17 protein-coding genes and 1 tRNA gene are annotated in these 16,127 nt (G+C 72.7%); 6 read left to right on the top strand and 12 right to left on the bottom strand.

The window, feature by feature from the left end:
• Positions 1–8: 8 nt before the first annotated feature.
• The gene (locus ACIQ6Y_RS09735) at positions 9–2,549 is read left to right on the top strand and encodes a phosphoribosyltransferase (protein ID WP_404034969.1); all 2,541 of its coding nucleotides are present in this window, start codon (positions 9–11) and stop codon (positions 2,547–2,549) included.
• Complete coding sequence (locus ACIQ6Y_RS09730; protein WP_404034967.1) at positions 2,549–3,355, top strand: HAD family hydrolase; 807 nt, start codon at positions 2,549–2,551, stop codon at positions 3,353–3,355. Before ACIQ6Y_RS09735 ends, ACIQ6Y_RS09730 begins: the two co-directional genes overlap by 1 nt.
• 94 nt (positions 3,356–3,449) lie before the next feature.
• Here ACIQ6Y_RS09730 and ACIQ6Y_RS09725 read toward each other — a convergent pair whose 3' ends face one another.
• From ACIQ6Y_RS09725 to ACIQ6Y_RS09710, 4 genes are all read right to left on the bottom strand, one after another.
• A complete protein-coding gene (locus tag ACIQ6Y_RS09725; RefSeq protein WP_404034965.1) occupies positions 3,450–3,665 on the bottom strand; it encodes a zinc ribbon domain-containing protein in 216 nt (71 codons plus the stop codon).
• A gap of 10 nt (positions 3,666–3,675) precedes the next feature.
• On the bottom strand, positions 3,676–4,257 hold the full coding sequence (locus ACIQ6Y_RS09720; RefSeq protein WP_404034963.1) for a DUF4383 domain-containing protein: 582 nt from the start codon (positions 4,255–4,257) through the stop codon (positions 3,676–3,678).
• Between the two features lie 142 nt (positions 4,258–4,399).
• The gene (locus ACIQ6Y_RS09715; protein WP_404034961.1) at positions 4,400–5,797 is read right to left on the bottom strand and encodes a hypothetical protein; all 1,398 of its coding nucleotides are present in this window, start codon (positions 5,795–5,797) and stop codon (positions 4,400–4,402) included.
• 131 nt (positions 5,798–5,928) lie between these two features.
• Entirely contained in the window at positions 5,929–6,705 is a 777-nt protein-coding gene (locus ACIQ6Y_RS09710) for a DUF4097 family beta strand repeat-containing protein (RefSeq protein WP_404034959.1), read from the bottom strand.
• 234 nt (positions 6,706–6,939) lie between these two features.
• Between ACIQ6Y_RS09710 and ACIQ6Y_RS09705 the strand changes: the two genes are divergently transcribed.
• Positions 6,940–7,011, top strand: a tRNA-Val gene (locus ACIQ6Y_RS09705).
• Between the two features lie 38 nt (positions 7,012–7,049).
• Here the strand turns inward: ACIQ6Y_RS09705 and ACIQ6Y_RS09700 are convergent.
• From ACIQ6Y_RS09700 to ACIQ6Y_RS09685, 4 genes are all read right to left on the bottom strand, one after another.
• A complete protein-coding gene (locus ACIQ6Y_RS09700) occupies positions 7,050–7,967 on the bottom strand; it encodes an RNA polymerase sigma-70 factor (protein ID WP_404034957.1) in 918 nt (305 codons plus the stop codon).
• Positions 7,968–8,070: 103 nt separating this feature from the next.
• Positions 8,071–8,418 (bottom strand): hypothetical protein, encoded by a 348-nt coding sequence (locus tag ACIQ6Y_RS09695; RefSeq protein ID WP_404034955.1) that lies wholly within the window; start codon positions 8,416–8,418, stop codon positions 8,071–8,073.
• A 163-nt stretch (positions 8,419–8,581) separates the two neighbouring features.
• A complete protein-coding gene (locus tag ACIQ6Y_RS09690) occupies positions 8,582–9,484 on the bottom strand; it encodes a ketopantoate reductase family protein (RefSeq protein WP_404034954.1) in 903 nt (300 codons plus the stop codon).
• A gap of 55 nt (positions 9,485–9,539) precedes the next feature.
• Positions 9,540–10,328 (bottom strand): MBL fold metallo-hydrolase, encoded by a 789-nt coding sequence (locus tag ACIQ6Y_RS09685; protein ID WP_404034952.1) that lies wholly within the window; start codon positions 10,326–10,328, stop codon positions 9,540–9,542.
• A 106-nt stretch (positions 10,329–10,434) separates the two neighbouring features.
• Between ACIQ6Y_RS09685 and ACIQ6Y_RS09680 the strand changes: the two genes are divergently transcribed.
• Positions 10,435–10,668, top strand: coding sequence for a DUF2277 domain-containing protein (locus ACIQ6Y_RS09680; protein ID WP_404034950.1), 234 nt, complete (start codon positions 10,435–10,437; stop codon positions 10,666–10,668).
• Positions 10,669–10,677: 9 nt separating this feature from the next.
• Here the strand turns inward: ACIQ6Y_RS09680 and ACIQ6Y_RS09675 are convergent, their stop codons facing one another.
• Positions 10,678–11,304, bottom strand: a complete 627-nt coding sequence (locus ACIQ6Y_RS09675) for a DedA family protein (RefSeq protein WP_404034948.1) — start codon at positions 11,302–11,304, stop codon at positions 10,678–10,680.
• Positions 11,305–11,549: 245 nt separating this feature from the next.
• On the opposite strand from ACIQ6Y_RS09675, the gene ACIQ6Y_RS09670 reads away from it, so the two are divergent.
• Positions 11,550–12,122, top strand: a complete 573-nt coding sequence (locus tag ACIQ6Y_RS09670; RefSeq protein WP_404034946.1) for a superoxide dismutase family protein — start codon at positions 11,550–11,552, stop codon at positions 12,120–12,122.
• A gap of 66 nt (positions 12,123–12,188) precedes the next feature.
• Here ACIQ6Y_RS09670 and ACIQ6Y_RS09665 read toward each other — a convergent pair whose 3' ends face one another.
• The 3 genes from ACIQ6Y_RS09665 to ACIQ6Y_RS09655 form a co-directional block, all read right to left on the bottom strand.
• Entirely contained in the window at positions 12,189–12,641 is a 453-nt protein-coding gene (locus ACIQ6Y_RS09665; protein ID WP_404034944.1) for a DoxX family protein, read from the bottom strand.
• A gap of 168 nt (positions 12,642–12,809) precedes the next feature.
• The gene (locus ACIQ6Y_RS09660) at positions 12,810–14,456 is read right to left on the bottom strand and encodes an alkaline phosphatase D family protein (protein ID WP_404034942.1); all 1,647 of its coding nucleotides are present in this window, start codon (positions 14,454–14,456) and stop codon (positions 12,810–12,812) included.
• Positions 14,457–14,518: 62 nt separating this feature from the next.
• Entirely contained in the window at positions 14,519–15,163 is a 645-nt protein-coding gene (locus ACIQ6Y_RS09655) for an HNH endonuclease family protein (protein WP_404034940.1), read from the bottom strand.
• A 378-nt stretch (positions 15,164–15,541) separates the two neighbouring features.
• Between ACIQ6Y_RS09655 and ACIQ6Y_RS09650 the strand changes: the two genes are divergently transcribed.
• Positions 15,542–16,123, top strand: a complete 582-nt coding sequence (locus ACIQ6Y_RS09650; protein ID WP_404034938.1) for a TMEM165/GDT1 family protein — start codon at positions 15,542–15,544, stop codon at positions 16,121–16,123.
• Positions 16,124–16,127: the final 4 nt, after the last annotated feature.

The raw sequence follows: 16,127 nt of genomic DNA, 5'->3' as shown, positions 1-16,127 counted from the left end.
AGGAACTCATGAAGAACGCAGAGAACGACGGAGTCCGGGCCGAGGGCACGGAGGTCCGGGCCGACAGCCCCGGGGTCTGGTCCGACAGCCCCGGGCCCCGGGCCGAGAGCACCGGGGTCTGGTCCGGCGCCTGGGTCGCTGAGCGGCTCGGGGTCGGACTGGAGGGCGACGACGGCCTGCCGGAGCTGCTGGGCCTCGCCCTGCGCCGCAACCCCAAGCGGGCCCACCTGCTGGTGTCGAACGTGCTGGGCAAGCACGTGCCCCAGTCCCCGTCCGTCGTCCACGGCCACGGCGTCGCCCTCGGACGCCGCGTCCGCGACCTCCTCGGCGAGCAGGAGGCGGCCCGCGCGGTCGTCCTCGGCTACGCGGAGACGGCGACCGGCCTCGGCCACTCGGTCGCCGACGGTCTCGGCACCGCCCCCTACCTCCACTCCACCCGCCGCCACGTCCCCGGCGTGGCCCCCGCGGGCGGCTTCGAGGAGTCCCACTCCCACGCCACCTCCCACCTCCTCCTCCCCGAGGACCCGGCCCTCCTGGCGGGCGACGGCGCCCTGGTCCTGGTCGACGACGAGTTCTCCACCGGCAACACGGTCCTGAACACGATCCGCGACCTCCACGCGCGCTACCCGAGGCGCCGCTACGTGGTCGTGGCCCTGGTGGACATGCGCTCACCTCAGGACGCGGGCCGCCTGGAGGCCTTCGCGCGGGAGATAGGCGCGAGGGTGGACCTGGTGGCGACGGCGTCGGGGACGGTGAAGCTGCCGGAGGGGGTGCTGGAGAAGGGGCAGGACCTTGTGGACAGGTACTCAGGGGCGCGGGGAACTGCGCGACCAGCCACCGACAACCCGCAGCCGCCGAACAACCGAATCACCCGAGTCGACCTGCGCTGGCCCCAAGGCCTCCCCGACGGCGGAAGACACGGCTTCACCCCAGCCCACCGCGAGCACCTCGACGCAGCCCTCCCCGACATGGCGGCCCGCCTGGCAGAGGCCCTCCCCGCAACAGCGGCCCGCGTCCTCGTGCTCGGCAACGAGGAGCTGATGTACGCCCCGCTCAGGCTCGCCCAGCAGCTGGAGCAGCTGCTGCCCGCGCCGTCGCAGATACGGTTCTCCACGACCACCCGCTCACCCGTCCTGGCCGTCGACGACCCGGCGTACGCCATCCGCACCCGCCTGGTCTTCCCGGCCCACGACAACCCCGCCGACGGCCCCGGCGACCGCTACGCCTACAACGTCGCCGGCGCCGGCTTCGACGCCGTCGTGGCCGTGGTGGACTCGGCGGGCGACACAGAACAACTGCACGCCCCCGACGGCCTGCTGGCGCAGCTCACCGCCCACACCCCGCACGTCGTCCTCGCGGTCGTACCGTCCTACGTTCCCGAAAGGCCCACCATGCTCCCCGAGCCGCTCCGCGGCCCCGCCTTCTCGTCCTACGCGCCCGAGGAGGTCGGCTGGCTGCTCCAGGACCTCTCGGACGTCACGCTGGAGGCCCCCACCGAGGAGCGCGAGGAGGCCATCCAGAGCGGCGGCGCGCACTACGCCGAGTCGCTGCCGGTGGAGTACCAGCCCAGCGAGCAGTACCAGGCGCTGTTCCACGCGGCCCTCGAGGAATCGGCGGCCCGCCTCGCGCAGGCGGTCGGCGCGGTCACCGAGCTGGTGCTCGCCGAGCGGTCGCCCCGCCCCGTGCTGGTGTCGCTGGCCCGCGCGGGCACCCCGGTGGGCGTGCTGATGCGCCGCTGGGCGCAGGCCCGGCACGGCATGGACCTGCCGCACTACGCCGTGTCGATCGTGCGCGGCCGCGGCATCGACGCCAACGCGCTGCGCTGGCTGGCCGCCCACCACGACCCGGCCGACGTCGTCTTCGTCGACGGCTGGACCGGCAAGGGCGCCATCACCCGCGAACTGGCCGCCGCGATCGAGGAGTTCGAGGCGGCGGGCGGCCCGGCCGGCTTCGACCCGGAGATCGCCGTCCTCGCCGACCCCGGCTCCTGCGTCCGCACGTACGGCACCCGGGAGGACTTCCTCATACCCTCGGCCTGCCTCAACTCCACGGTCTCCGGCCTGATTTCGCGTACGGTGCTCAGGGCCGACCTGGTGGGCCCGCACGACTACCACGGCGCGAAGTACTACCGCGAACTCGCCGATGCCGACGTCTCGGTGGCCTTCCTGGACGCGGTGTCCGCGCGCTTTACGGAGGTCGAGGACGCGGTGGACGCGACGGTGAAGGAGCTGCAGTCCGGCGACCGCGAGCCGACCTGGGAGGGCTGGGCGGCGGTCGAGCGGATCAGCGAGGAGTACGGCATCCACGACGTCAACCTCGTCAAGCCGGGCGTCGGCGAGACCACCCGGGTGCTGCTGCGCCGGGTGCCCTGGAAGATCCTGGCCAAGGCCGGGGCGGGCGCCGACCTCGACCATGTGCGGCTACTCGCCGAGCAGCGCGGTGTGCCCGTCGAGGAGGTCGACGGTCTGCCGTACACCTGCGTCGGGCTGATCCATCCCCAGTACACACGCGGCGCGACGGGCGCCGACGGAAAGGCGGTGGCGCTCTGATGCCGGTGCTCGTGGCGAGCGACCTGGACCGGACGTTGATCTACTCCTCGGCGGCCCTCGCGCTGACCATGCCGGACGCGCGGGCGCCCCGGCTGCTGTGCGTCGAGGTGCACGAGAGCAAGCCGCTGTCGTACCTCACGGAGACCGCGGCCGAACTGCTCACGGAGCTGGGCGACGCGGCGGTCTTCGTGCCGACGACGACCCGCACCCGCAAGCAGTACCAGCGCATCAACCTGCCGGGCCCGGTCCCGAAGTACGCGATCTGCGCCAACGGCGGCCACATCCTGGTCGACGGCGTCTCCGACCCGTACTGGCAGGCGGCCGTCACGGCCCGGCTCGCCGACGAGTGCGCCCCGCTCGACGAGGTCCGCGACCACCTCATGGCCACCGCCGACCCGGTGTGGGTGCGCAAGCACCGGATCGCCGAGGACCTCTTCGCCTACCTGGTCGTCGAGCGCGAGCTGCTGCCCGAGGAGTGGGTCAAGGAACTCGCGGTCTGGGCGGAGAACCGCGGCTGGACGGTCTCGCTGCAGGGCCGCAAGATCTACGCCGTCCCCAAGCCGCTCACCAAGAGCGCGGCCGTACGCGAGATCGCGAGGCGCACGGGAGCGGACCTCACCCTCACCGCCGGCGACTCCCTCCTGGACGCGGACCTGCTCCTCGTCGCCGACCAGGGCTGGCGCCCGGGCCACGGCGAACTCGCCGACGCCAACTGGACGGCCCCCCAGATCACCGCCCTGCCGGAGAGAGGCGTACTGGCGGGAGAGAGAATCCTGCGCGAGTTCTTGAAGGCGACCCGAGGGTAGACGCCCTAGGGGCGCGGGGCTGTGTCGATATGCGGCTCCGCCGCGTGGGCGCGACAAGCCACGACGAAGCCGCAGCCGACAACGCACAGGGGGGCTAACCGCAGCACCCTCCACCACAGCACCCGCCCCCGCCGGAGGCACGCGGCGGCGCGGGGGCGGAGGCCGTTCCCCCCACGGCGACGGTCGACAGCAGCTTGACCGTGTCGTCATGCCCGGAGGGACACGCGGCGGGGTCGGAGGACTCCGCCATGGGCCGACTCATCTCGAACGTGTCACCGCAGGTGCGGCACCGGTACTCATAGCGAGGCATGCCCAGAAGATTAACCGGCATCCTCCGGCGGCAGGGACGCCCTGGTGCGCGGCCCGGTCGAGAGATCCGGTGCCCGCTGCTCGGCCTCCGCCTGACCAGGGTGGCGAGCCCGCCAGTACGGGTTGTCGTGCGGCAGCGCAGAACCGACCCGCCCGTACATGCCGAAGGTCATCAGCAGGATGCCGACGACAAAGCTGAACAGGCAGTTCTGGATCTCGAAGGCCAGGAAGTTGTACTCGGTCTCCAGCAGACCCAGATTCAGCAGGCCGTTGATGATGAACAGCACGCCGAGAACCATGTTCAGCGTGGACGCGAAGTTCCCGCCGATCACCATGCCGACGAACAGCAGCACGCCGACGACGATCGACAGGACGCTGAGCGCGCCGTTGGTGTTCAGGCCGGCGACCTGGTCACCGCCGGTGTCGAAGAAGCCGATGTTGTTGGTCAGCCCGAGGATGCCGAAGGCCAGCAGGGCCAGGCCCATCAGACCGGCTCCGACTCGGTAGACCTTGCTCAGCCGGTGGTCGACGGGAAGGTGTTCGTCGAGCTTGAACCCCTGGCGCGATCCGGAGTGGAACGCGTGTGTGGCCATGTCCGCCTCCCTTGGGTGCGGTACTAGCGGAGGCCTACTGCGTACCCCCAATATCCGCCCGGCTCACCCGGTGCGCAAATGGCGTGCACATGGCCGTGCCGGCCCGGTTTCGCACCCGGTCGTGCGCCGACGGGGCCGGGGCTCAGTGACCGGTGCCGCGCTCCTCGCGGATCTGCGCCACCACCCGCGCCACGCTCTGTCGCACGCCCTCCGTCTCGGTCAGGAAGTGCCAGTAGTCGGGGTGCCGGCCCTCCAGCGTGCCGATGGCCCGCTCCAGGCGTGCCACCGAGTCGTCCAGCGGGCGCGCGTGCCGGGGATCGGGGGTGCTGCGCCCGGCCATGGCCAGCCGCTGCGCGTCCCGGATCGCGAACCGGGTCCGCTCGATCTCCTGCTGCGGGTCCTTCTGCACGGCGTTCAGCCGCTTCAGCCGGTCCCCGGCCGCCGATACTGCCTCGTCCGTGCTGTTCAGCAGCGCCCGCACGGTCGACAGCAGGGCCGTGGCGTCCGCCCACCGCTGCTCGTCGCGCGCGGCCCGCGCCTCGGCGAGCTTGCGCTCGGCCTGCCGTACGTGCTCCTCGGCCTGCTCCGGCACATGCTGGAGGTCCTGCCAGCAGGCGACGGTGAACCGCCGACGCAGCTCGCTGAGCACCGGCTCGACCTGCCCGGCCCGGGTGGTGAGCGCCTGGGCGCGGGTGCGCAGGGACACCAGCCGGTGGTCGATCTCGGCGGCCCGCTCCGGCAGCCGCTCGGCCTCCGCGCGGATCGCCTCGGCCTCCCGGGACACGCGCTCGGCCCGGTCCAGGGTCTGCGGCACCCCGTGCTGCCCGGCGCCCTGGTTGAGCCGGGTCAGCTCCGGGGCGAGGGCCGCGAGCCGTGCGGCGAGGTCGTCCGCGCGCAGGCCCGAGCCGCGGACCGCGTCCAGCCCGTTCGAGGCGGCCAGCAGCGCCTGCCGGGCCCGCTCCACGGCGGGTGCGAGCCGCGCCAGCTGGGTCTCGGCCTTGCCCAGCAGCGGGCCGAGGCTCTGCGCGAACCGGTCCAGGTCCGCGTTGACCCGGACCAGTTCGTCCTTGGCCGCGGTCAGCTCGGTGCGGGCGCGGGCGGCCGCCGACGCCTCCAGGTCGTCGCGGTCCAGGTCATGGGCGTCCACGGCCTGGATGTAGCGCTGACTTGCCTCGTCGATCCGGCGGCCCAGGTCGGTGAAGTCGGCGGCGGCCCGCTTGGCGGCGGGGGAGTCGTCGACCGCGGAGATCGTCTCGATCGAGATCCGCAGATCCCGCTGGGCGGTGTCGAGTTCGTAGAACGCGGCCGCCGCGTCGTCCTTCGCCGCCTGCGCCTCCGCGCGCTGGCTGTCCGCCCGCCCGCCGAACCAGCGCCGGGTACCGCCGCCCCCGGCGAACGCGGCGGGCAGCGCCAGGCCGAGGGCCAGGGGCAGCGCGGCGAGGGTGAGGGTGTCCCGCAGGGCGGCTCGCAGCGCGGGCCGCGCGGGGCGGCGGGCGCGCCGCTTCGACGGCGAATACGGCTGCGGTGGTGTCGCCGTCACATCCCTCTCCCGTGCTGTCGCGCCCTGCCGGTGTCATTCTCCCACCGGTTAAGGACGAACACACGGGCCTGTCAGTTCGCGACGGAGACGGCGAGTTCGGGAAGGACCGTGGACGGAGGGCCGCGCCGGCTTCATCCAGCCGTGTCGGCCGTGTCGACCGTGATGCCCCCGTCGCCGGTCTGGGCGGATATCAGGTGGCGGCTGGAGTCGTCGCGGGGGACGTCCACATGAACGGAGCCGTCGCCGGTGCGGGTGGTGACGTGATAGGTGGCGCGGGGCAGTTCGAGGTGGACGGAGCCGTCGCCGGTGCGGGTCTTCACCACGTCCGGCACGGCGCCCAGGTCGAGGTGGATGGAGCCGTCGCCGGTCTCGGCGTTGACCTGCCGGGCGGTCGTCTCGGCGCGGATGGAGCCGTCCCCGGTGCGCAGGTCCAGCGGGCCGGTGCTGTCACTGACCCGGACCGAGCCGTCGCCGGTGCGGATGCTGAGGGCGTCGTGGAAGCCGCTGGCCTCGACGCTTCCGTCCCCGTCCTCGACCTTCACCTCGATGCCGCGCGGCACCTCGATACGGTGTCTGGCCTCGCAGTCGGCGATGAACCCCGAGCAGTCCACCCGGAGCTTCAACCGGTCGTCCGCCATGGCCCAGCTGATGTCGGGGCTGTCGCCGATCACCACCTGGCCGTCGAACCACCGGGTGACCTCGACGCGGTCCCGCTGCCCGCCGTCCACGGCGACGATCTCCAGCGCCGAGTCCTCGGAGTCGATGGTGAGGGTGCGTCCTTCCAGTGCGAAGGAACGGCTCTCCGGCTTCTTGTCGTCCCCGGAGGACGCGCATCCGGCGAGCCCGCCGACGACGAGTGCGACGGCACCGGCGATGACGGCCGTGCGCACGATGACGGAGCTGCCCATGACGATTCCCCCTGGTCTTCCCGGAAGACGACTGCGCCCGGCCCGGCGGCCGGTACGACACTCTCCGACCGTACGGTCCGCCCGGGCACCGGGGGATCGGGGCTGCTCCCGGATTCATGGTGGGGTTTTCCCCAGGAACCCCTCGGGGGCGCACTCGGGGGCGCACCCTCCGCGGCCCCGGATACGGGTTTGCGGGGCACCACCCCCGGCAATGTAGGCTGTCGACTCGTTCACGGGTGCGTAGCTCAGGGGTAGAGCGCCTGCCTTACAAGCAGGATGTCGGCGGTTCGAAACCGTCCGCGCCCACATCGACGGCCCCCCGGAGTGATCTCCGGGGGCCGTTCTCATGAGCGGCGGGCCTGCCGTACCTCGCGGTCCGCGGCCCAGGCGTCGCCGACCGGGCCGAGGTGGGCCAGTTTGTCGGGGTTGATCACCGTACGGATGGCTTCGATGCGGCCGTCGACGACGTCGAGGGCGAGGGTGTGCAGGACGCGGCCGTCGCGGTCGCGGAAGATCGCGCCGGGCTGGCCGTTGATCCGCTGCGGCTCGAAGGTGATGTCGACCCGGGCCATCAGGGGGAAGACGGAGCCCAGCAGGCGGGCCACGTTCTGCGCGCCGACGACGGCCCTGGCCAGCTGCGGAGCCTTGCCGCCGCCGTCGCCGACGAACTGGACGTCGGCGGCCAGCAGTTCCTGGAGTCCGCCCACGTCGCCGTCCCGCAGCGCGTCGAAGAACCGGGTCGCCAGCTTCTGGCGCTCCTCGTCGTCCGCCGTGAAGCGGGGCCGCCCGGCCTCCATGTGCCGCCGCGCCCGCACCAGCAGCTGCCGGCACGCCGACTCCGAACGCCCGACCGCCGAGGCGATCTCGTCGAACCCGAAGGCGAACACCTCCCGCAGCACGAACACCGACCGCTCCAGCGGGCTGAGCCGCTCCAGGAGGACCAGGGCCGCCATGGACACCGAGTCGGCCAGTTCCGCCGACCGCGCGGGATCGTCGTACGGGTCGTTCAGCAGCGGTTCGGGGAACCAAGGGCCGACGTACTCCTCCCGTCGCACGCGCGCGGAACGCAGTACGTCGATGCAGATCCTGGTGACCGTGGCCGACAGGAACGACTTGGTCGACCTCGGGACGGTCGTGGTGTCGGCGTAGCGCAGCCAGGTCTCCTGTACGGCGTCCTCGGCCTCGCTCACGCTGCCCAGCATCCGGTAGGCGATCGAGAACAGCAGCGGCCGCAGATCCTCGAACTCCTCGATCTTGCTCACGCCGTCATCCCCCTGAGGCTCTCGCGCCCGGCGGCGCGGGCGGCTTGTCGTGAACACCGTGATCACGGCCGGCCAGCTTAACGCCCGCGCTTTCGGGGGTCGTTCAGCTTTCCGCGTCCTTGTGGGCGTTCTCATGGGCATGCTTGAGCTGGGAGCGTGCGGTCACGCGGTCCGGGCCGGAGATCTCCGACCAGAAGCGGTGGGTGGTGATGAAGACGGCGAGTTCGTGTTCGCGGCGGCGGAGCTTCTCCACCTCGGCCTGTTCGTCCTCGGTCCAGCCCGGGGAGGCGGGGCGCTCGACCTTGCGCCAGCCGCCGCTGTCGCTGAAGCCGTCCAGGGGTTCCACCGACCAGGGAAGACGTTTCAGCAGGGCCGACAGCTCGGCCCGGACCTGATGCAGCTCCTCCTGACCGGCTAGCAGGTCGCTCGGGAAGTCATAGGTCGTTGCCACGCGGCAATGCTACGCCTGTTCGATTTTGAGGTGCGAGCAGCTTCCCGTGGTTCACACGAACGGTGGACCGGCGGATGAACGAGTGTTCGGAACGCATACGCGCGCGGGTGCCCAGGGCGTCGATCCGCCCAGGACACCCGCGTGTACCGCAGAGGCGAGCGGCTCAGCCGGCCGTCGCCGCCAGCTCGGACACCAGCCGCGTCGCCACCGGCACCGGCACCCCGTGGCGCTGCGCCGCACGCAGCAACGCGCCGCCGATGGCGTCCAGTTCGAGCGGCCTGCCGGCCTCGGCGTCGCGCTGCATGGACGACTTCGTGGCGGCCGGGAAGGCGTCGTAGCGGGCGAGGGCCTGGGCCGGCTCGGCCGGACCGCCGCTGGCACCGCTGACCGCGGCGGTCTCCTCGACCAGGGCCGTCAGCTCCGCGCGGTGAGCGGTGCGTACGTCGCCCAGCGGGAGGCCGAGCCGGGTGGTGAGCAGTGCGAAGGGCGCGAGGAAGGACATCTTGGCCCACAGCGCGGCCGCCTCGTCCGGCACGACCCGGGTCTTCGGGCCGGCCGCGGTGAAGGCCGCCGCGAGGGCGTCCAGGCGCTCGTCCGGCACCGGGTCCCCGGCGAGGTCGATCTCGGCGAACGGGCTGCCGTGCTCGATCTCCCCGGGCGCCACGCGCGTGGACTCCACCCGGATCACCGCGGGCGCGACCCGGTCGGCGCGGTAGTGCTCGCGCAGGACGGCCGGGTGCTCGACGCCGTTGAGGAACGGCACCAGCAGTCCGTCGCCCAGGGCCTCGGCCGGCACGCGCGCGAGAGCCTCGCCGAGCGCCGTCTGCTTCACGGTGACCAGGCAGGCGTCGACCGGCTCGCGCAGCTCGGTGTCCGCCTCCACGCGCGCGGTGAAGTCGCCGAAGAGGCCGCTGCGGACGCTGATACCGGAGGTGCGCAGGGTGTCGGCCGTCTTCTCGCCGGCCAGGCAGATCACACGGTGGCCCGCGCGGGACAGCAGTGCGGCGAGCAGGCCGCCCACGCCACCGGGTCCGAGTACGGCGATGCCGAGGTTGTCGTGCGCCATGGATGTGGCTCCTTGTCGTCGGTCGGCCCCGATGCGGTGGCCGCCTCGTTGTCGATCATGACAGAGGCGGCAGAGCCACGGAACCGCCGGGACTCAGCAGATGCAGCCGCTCGGACAGGCCGGCGGCCTCGAAGGCCTTGGTCAGCGTCGGGCCGTCCTCGGTGAAGTGACCCCAGTGCTCGAAGTGCAGCGGCACGACATGCCGGGCGCCGAGCAGGGTGGCCGCCTCGGCGGCGCGCTCGCTGGTCAGGGTCAGCGGGGCGTCCGGCACGAGGGGCGTGCGGGCGGCCCCCGCGAAGAGCACCGCCACGTCGAACGGGCCCTCGCGGTCGGCGATCTCGCGGACCCGGTCCAGCGAGGCGTTGTCCCCGCTGACGTACACCTTCGGCAGGCCCTCACCGGACAGCACGAACCCGGTGACCTCCCCGACCAGCGGCTCCGACCCCTCCGGGCCGTGCAGCGCGGGTACGGCGGTGACGCGCAGCGGCCTGCCAGGGGCGTCGGGGCGCTCCACCTCGACATGCTCCCAGGGCGCCAGCCCCCGCACCGGGCCGCCCACGCGCGCGTGCGCCGACGGAGTCGACAGCACGACCGGCACCTCGCCGAGATACGCACGGCCCGAGGTGTCGAGGTTGTCCGGGTGATGGTCGTGCGACAGCAGCACCGCGTCCACCACCCCGACCTCCTCCACCCCGACGGCCGGCCCGACCTTCTTCACCAGCGTCCGCGACCCGACCGCGTACTCACCCGGCGCGTCGAAGGTGGGGTCGGTCAGCAGCCGCAGTCCGCCCAGGGTGAGGAGAGCCGTGGGGCCGCCGATGTAAGTGATCTCCAAAGTGGTCATGATCGGCACAAGAGGGGAGTGGCCGGATCTATTTCCTCCGGTTCTGGCGGCCGCTGAGGGCGGACATTCGCCTGCGCGACCCACCCTGCGGCGCAACACTGGAGGCATGTGCCGCAGCATCAAGACCCTCCGCCCGCCCGTGCTGCCCGAGGAGGCCACCGAGGCCGACATCCGGGCCGCTGCACTCCAGTACGTCCGCAAGGTTTCCGGCTTCCGTGCCCCGGCAGCGCATAACCGCGAGGTCTTCGACCAGGCCGTGGACGCCGTGGCCGAGGCGACGGCCGCGCTGCTGTCCGGCCTGGAGGTACGGGGCCAGGCAGCGGTCAGAAGGGCGAGTTAGGGGCCCGGCCTACGCGGGCTCCGCGACCTCGCGCGGTCTGCGCATCAGGTACGCCGCGCCGGAGCCGGCCGCGAAGAGGGCCAGGACGGAGACGCCCGTGGCGAGCCAGCCCGCGCCGAGCCACTGCGTGCCGAAGTAGCCGAGGGCGGCGCTGTAGGTGGCCCAGGACAGGCCGGCGAGTGCGGACCAGGGCAGGAAGTCGCGGGCGCGGCTGTGGGCGGCGCCCGCGCCGAGGGAGACGACCGAGCGGCCGGCCGGGGCGAACCGGGCGAGGACGACCAGCGCGCCACCGCCCTGCGCGAGGGCTGTGCCGAGACGTTCCTGCGCGAGGGCCAGCCGCGGCGAGCGGGCGATCGCCCGGGTCAGCCGCGTGCCGTCGCGCCAGGCCAGCCGGTACGCCACGAGGTCGCCCAGCACCGAGGCCGTGGCGGCGCACAGCGTCAGGGCCAGGATGTCGGGCACGTCCTGCGGGACCCGGCCGGCCGCGGCACCGGTCCCCGCGGCGGCCGCGGTGGCCCCCATGATCACCAGCACCCCGCTGGGCAGCACCGGCAGAAACACGTCGAGCAGGACGGAAACGCCCACCAGGGCATAGATCCATGGACTTCCGGCCAACGAGCCGAGACTCTCGAACACAACCACTCCCCGTACGACCCCCCGTGGCCCGGCCTGCCGCGATGGCGCGCGGGGAGCGGCAAGAGGGGCCGTTGACAGCCATACAGCGTACGCGGGGGGTGTGACGGGAGGTTCACAGGGGGCTCGTGTGCCCGGCACGCCACCTTCACCGCCGCGTCACCTGGCAACGGGAGCGGACCCGCAGCCGATGAACTGGTACATAAGGCGTGTAACGCGCGAACCTGATGCGAGGGACGGTACAGATCATGGTGGGAGCTCTCTGCGCCGGAGTCGTCGCGGCGGCCCTGGTCGCAACAGGCCCCGGCGGCGCGGCCGGACACGTGGAAGGCCCGGACGGACACGCGGACGGCTACTGGATGCGCACGCAGGCCCGGTTCGCCCCGCCCACCGCCTTCGTGCCGTCGGCGGCGATCACGTACGACATGGACCTCGTCCCGGCCGCCGCCTGGATCGAGGTCTCCCAGCACACCGAGCCCCTCGGCGCCACGACCGTCCGGCTGCGGGTCGAAGGGATGAAGCCGGGCCACGCCTACGGCGTCCAGGTGCACCAGAAGCCCTGTGGCGCCGACCCGGCCGCCGCCGGGGGGCCCTACCGGCACGTGTCCGGCACCGGCGAGCACCGTGCCGGCCCCGAGAGCGAGGTGTGGCTGGACTTCACCCCTCGCCCCGACGGCTCGGCCGAGGCGGCCGCGCATCACAGCTGGGGCTTCCGGCAGGGTGAGGCGTCCTCCGTCGTCCTCCACGACCGACCCGGCGGCAAGGGCGCCCGCGTGGGCTGCTTCACCGTGCCCTTCGGCTGGGTCACGGGCGCGGGCTGACCCGGACACGGGAACGGCGCCCTTCCCCCGGGCAGGCCAAGGGGAAGGGCGCCGTACGGCACCGGCTTACACCGCGACGGGCGACGTCTCCGCCGCCGACCCCGCCCGCCCCGCCGAGCGGCGCGTGAGCAGGCGGTCCAGGCCGAAGGCGCCGGAGCCGGTGAAGACCAGCAGGAAGAAGGCCCAGCAGAACATCGCCGAGGCCTCGCCGCCGTTCTGCAGCGGCCACAGGGCCGAGCCCTGGTGGACGTCGAAGTAGGCGTACGCCATCGAGCCGGAGGCCAGGAACGCGGCGGCGCGGGTGCCCAGGCCCAGCAGGACCAGGCTGCCGCAGACGAGCTGGATGACGGCCGCGTACCAGCCGGGCCACGTGCCCGAGGGGATGGTGCCGCCCGTGCCGGCGGCGCCACCCAGGACGCCGAAGAGCGAGGCGGCGCCGTGGCAGGCGAAGAGCAGGCCGACGACCACGCGGAACAGGCCTATGACGTAGGGCTGGGCGGAGTTCAGTCGGTCGGTCATATGGGGAGACTCCTTCGGTCGGACCGGTCCGGGGCGGACCGGCCGGGGACGGGCCGAGCGGGTGACCGAAAGGTTAGGTTGACCTCATCATTGCTTGCAACTTCAACATTTAGCCACTCTTGACGCGCCAGTAACCGCGGTCCCGCCGAGCCACGGCTCACGCCTGCGTCACGGGCGGTCACCCTCCGTCACTCGCACCTCCTGCACCGTCACCAGCCGTGCCTCGCCCCCGGACTCCGCCCGCGCCTGCTCCAGCCGCAGCATCGCCCCGCGCCCCCGCAGGGTCAGCGTCATCAACTGGTTGCCGAACCACGGCCCGCCCGTCCTGTGCCAGTCGATCGACGGCCGCGGCACCCTGCCCCGCCCGGCGAGGGCGCGCCCCAGCGCCCGCCCGAGCCGGCTCCAGCCGAACCGGAAGCCCAGCCGCATCGACAGCGGCACGGAGTTGTGCACCGGGGAGCAGGTCAGCTGGAGCGTCCGGGCCTCGGGGCCCGACCCGGCCGGCCAGGACGGCTCGGCGATGTAGGCGTGGTGCACGTCCCCGGACAGGACCAGCACGCTCGCGGGCGCCCCGGGACCCGAGCCCGCCTCGGCGATCAGCGCCGCCAGCGCCTCGAAGGAGTCCGGGAACGCCGCCCAGTGCTCCAGGTCCGCCGCCCGCCGCAGCCGCTCCCCGAACCGCGCCCGGCGTGACCCCTCCTCGCCCCGGCACAGCGCCGCGCTCCAGCCCTCGGCGTCGTGCACCAGGTGCGGCAGCAGCCAGGGCAGCGAGGTGCCGATCAGCAGATGGTCGACCTCGTCCGGCGCGTCCAGGGCCTGCGTCCGCAGCCACGCGGCCTCACCGGGGTCGAGCATCGCGCGCGCGTCCTCCGCCAGCACCCGCGCCGCCCGGCTGTCCACCATCAGCACCCGCACCCGCCCGAAGTCCCGGCGGTAACTCCAGCGCACGGCGGCCGGTTCGGCGTCCGCCCGGCAGGCGAAGGCGCGCAACGCCTCGGTGCCGTCGGCGGCTTCGCGTACGGCGGCGTAGAGCGGGTCGGCGGCCAGTTCGGCCGGGCTGAGGTTGCCGAGGTGCTGGTGGACCCAGTACGACATCAGCCCGCCCAGCACCCGCTCCCGCCACCAGGACGTGGCCCGCATGTCGGCGAGCCAGGAGGCGGAGGTGTTCCAGTCGTCGACGACGTCGTGATCGTCGAAGATCATGCAGCTCGGCACGGTCGACAGCAGCCAGCGCACCTCCGGGTCGAGCCAGGACTCGTGGTAGAGCCAGGTGTACTCCTCGTAGTCCGCGACCTCGGTGCCCGGCGGGTCCTCCAGGTCGCGGCGCGCCTCCAGCCGGCGCCGGAACGCCGGGGAGGTCTCGTCGGCGTACACCTGGTCGCCGAGCAGCAGCAGGACATCGGGCCGCTCGGCCCGCGGGTCGGCCGCGAGGCGGGCGGCGAGGGTGTCGAGGGCGTCGGGGCCGACCGGGTCCGGCTCGCCGGCCGGGGGAGCGGCCCAGCGGCAGGAGCCGAAGGCCACGCGGACCGGCCCGTCCCGGCCGTGCAGGCGGATCTCGGAGGGCGGGGCGTCCGGCAGCGGCCACACGCGTGTGCCGTCCAGAAACACCTCGTACGCCGTGGAGGTGCCGGCGGTGAGGCCGGTCACCTCGACCAGGGCGTAGTGGTGCCCCGCGATCTGGAAGGTGGCCGCGGAGCCGCGGGCACCGTCCGCGCAGCGCACCTCGGCGGTGCAGGGACGGCTCGTCTCGACCCAGACGGTCGCGGACGAGTCGCCGGTGTATCTGAGCAGTGGTCCGAGCCGGAGTCCCGCCACGCGACCCCCTCCTTCGTCGCCCCGTACGGTACGGAAGGAGGAGGCTGCGGGCGAGGTTCCGGTCAGCAGGGGGCGAGGTAGTTCTGCAGTGCGGTCTTCTCGGCCGAGTCGACCGACAGGCCGTAGTAGTACTTCACCTGTACCCAGGCGCGGACGTAGGTGCACCGGTAGGCGGTGCGCGACGGCATCCAGGTGGCCGGGTCCTGGTCGCCCTTGGCCTGGTTGACGTTGTCGGTGACCGCGATGAGCTGCGGGCGGGTCAGGTCGTTGGCGAAGGCCTGGCGGCGGGAGGTGGTCCAGCTGTCGGCGCCGGAGTCCCAGGCCTCGGCGAGCGGGACGAGGTGGTCGATGTCGAGGTCGGAGGCGGCGGTCCAGGTGGCGCCGTCGTAGGGGGAGTACCAGCTGCCGCTGGTGGCGGCGCAGGAGGAGTCGGTGACGACGTTCGAGCCGTCCCGCTTGAGGACCGTCTCGCGGGTGTTGCAGGTGCCGGAGACGGTGATCCAGTGCGGGAAGAGGTCGCGGCTGTAGCCGGTGCGGTCCTCGGTCGCGACGGTGAGGGCGGCGAGGTAGCTGCGGGCCGTGGCGCCGCTGACCGGGGTGGGGAGGGCGGCGGAGGCGGTCGGGCCGTTGAAGAGGCCGACGGAGGCTATGAGTCCGGTGAGCGCCGCGACTATGCTCAGCCGTCGACGCGCGTAGATCCTGGACATGGTGAACTCCCTTGGGGTGTGGGGGTGTTGGCGTGCGGGCGTGGGAATGCTCGCGGTGGGGCGTTGCCAACGGATGTGCGCCTGGTGAGAAGTTAGTGACGTGCGCATGACACGACAAGGTTCGGGTTCGAACTTCTCCTCGCGTACGATGGGCGGCGCAGAAGGGGAGTAGCTCTTCGCCGGACCGTCGACACACTGCTCAGCCCAGCTGGGCCGGCGCCCGGAGCCGGGTCCTCATCAGGACCGGCCAGCGAGACCTTCGGCAAGCAGTGCCCGCCCGTGCCGTACGGCAGGGGTGACGTGCGCTGCCCTTGCCGAGGTCGCGTACGAAGGGTTCACGCACTCTCGGTGGGGGCAGTCCCGACCGATTGAGGAACCTTGATCAGCCTGTCCGTCACGGCGCTCGTCTTCGGCGTCGTCTTCCTCGCCGAGCTGCCCGACAAGACCGCGCTCGCCGGTCTCGTGCTCGGCACCCGCTACCGCGCCTCCTACGTCTTCGCGGGCGTCGCCGCCGCCTTCGCGCTGCATGTCGCGCTCGCCGTCGCGGCCGGCAGCGTGCTCACGCTGCTGCCCCAGCAGATCCTGCACGCCCTGACCGGTGTGCTCTTCCTGGGGGGCGCGGCGGTCCTGCTGATGAAGAAGGACGAGGGCGAGGAGGAGGTCCGCCGGCCGGAGAACCAGTCGTTCTTCAAGGTCGCCGGGGCCGGGTTCATGCTCATCCTGGTCGCCGAGTTCGGCGATCTCACGCAGATCATGACCGCCAACCTCGCCGCCCGTTACGACGATCCGCTGTCGGTCGGTCTCGGTGCGGTGCTGGCCCTGTGGGCGGTCGCCGGGCTGGGCATCGTGGGCGGAAAGGCGCTGATGAAGCGGGTTCCGCTGGTGCTCATCACCAAGATCGCCGCGCTGCTGATGCTGGGCCTCGGGCTGTGGAGCCTGTGGGAGGCCGTGGCCGGATGAGACG

This window comes from Streptomyces sp. NPDC096205 (assembly GCF_044763135.1).
GTDB lineage: Bacteria > Actinomycetota > Actinomycetes > Streptomycetales > Streptomycetaceae > Streptomyces.
Note: the sequence above shows the minus strand (reverse complement) of the source record. Positions and strands in the feature narration are given on the sequence as shown.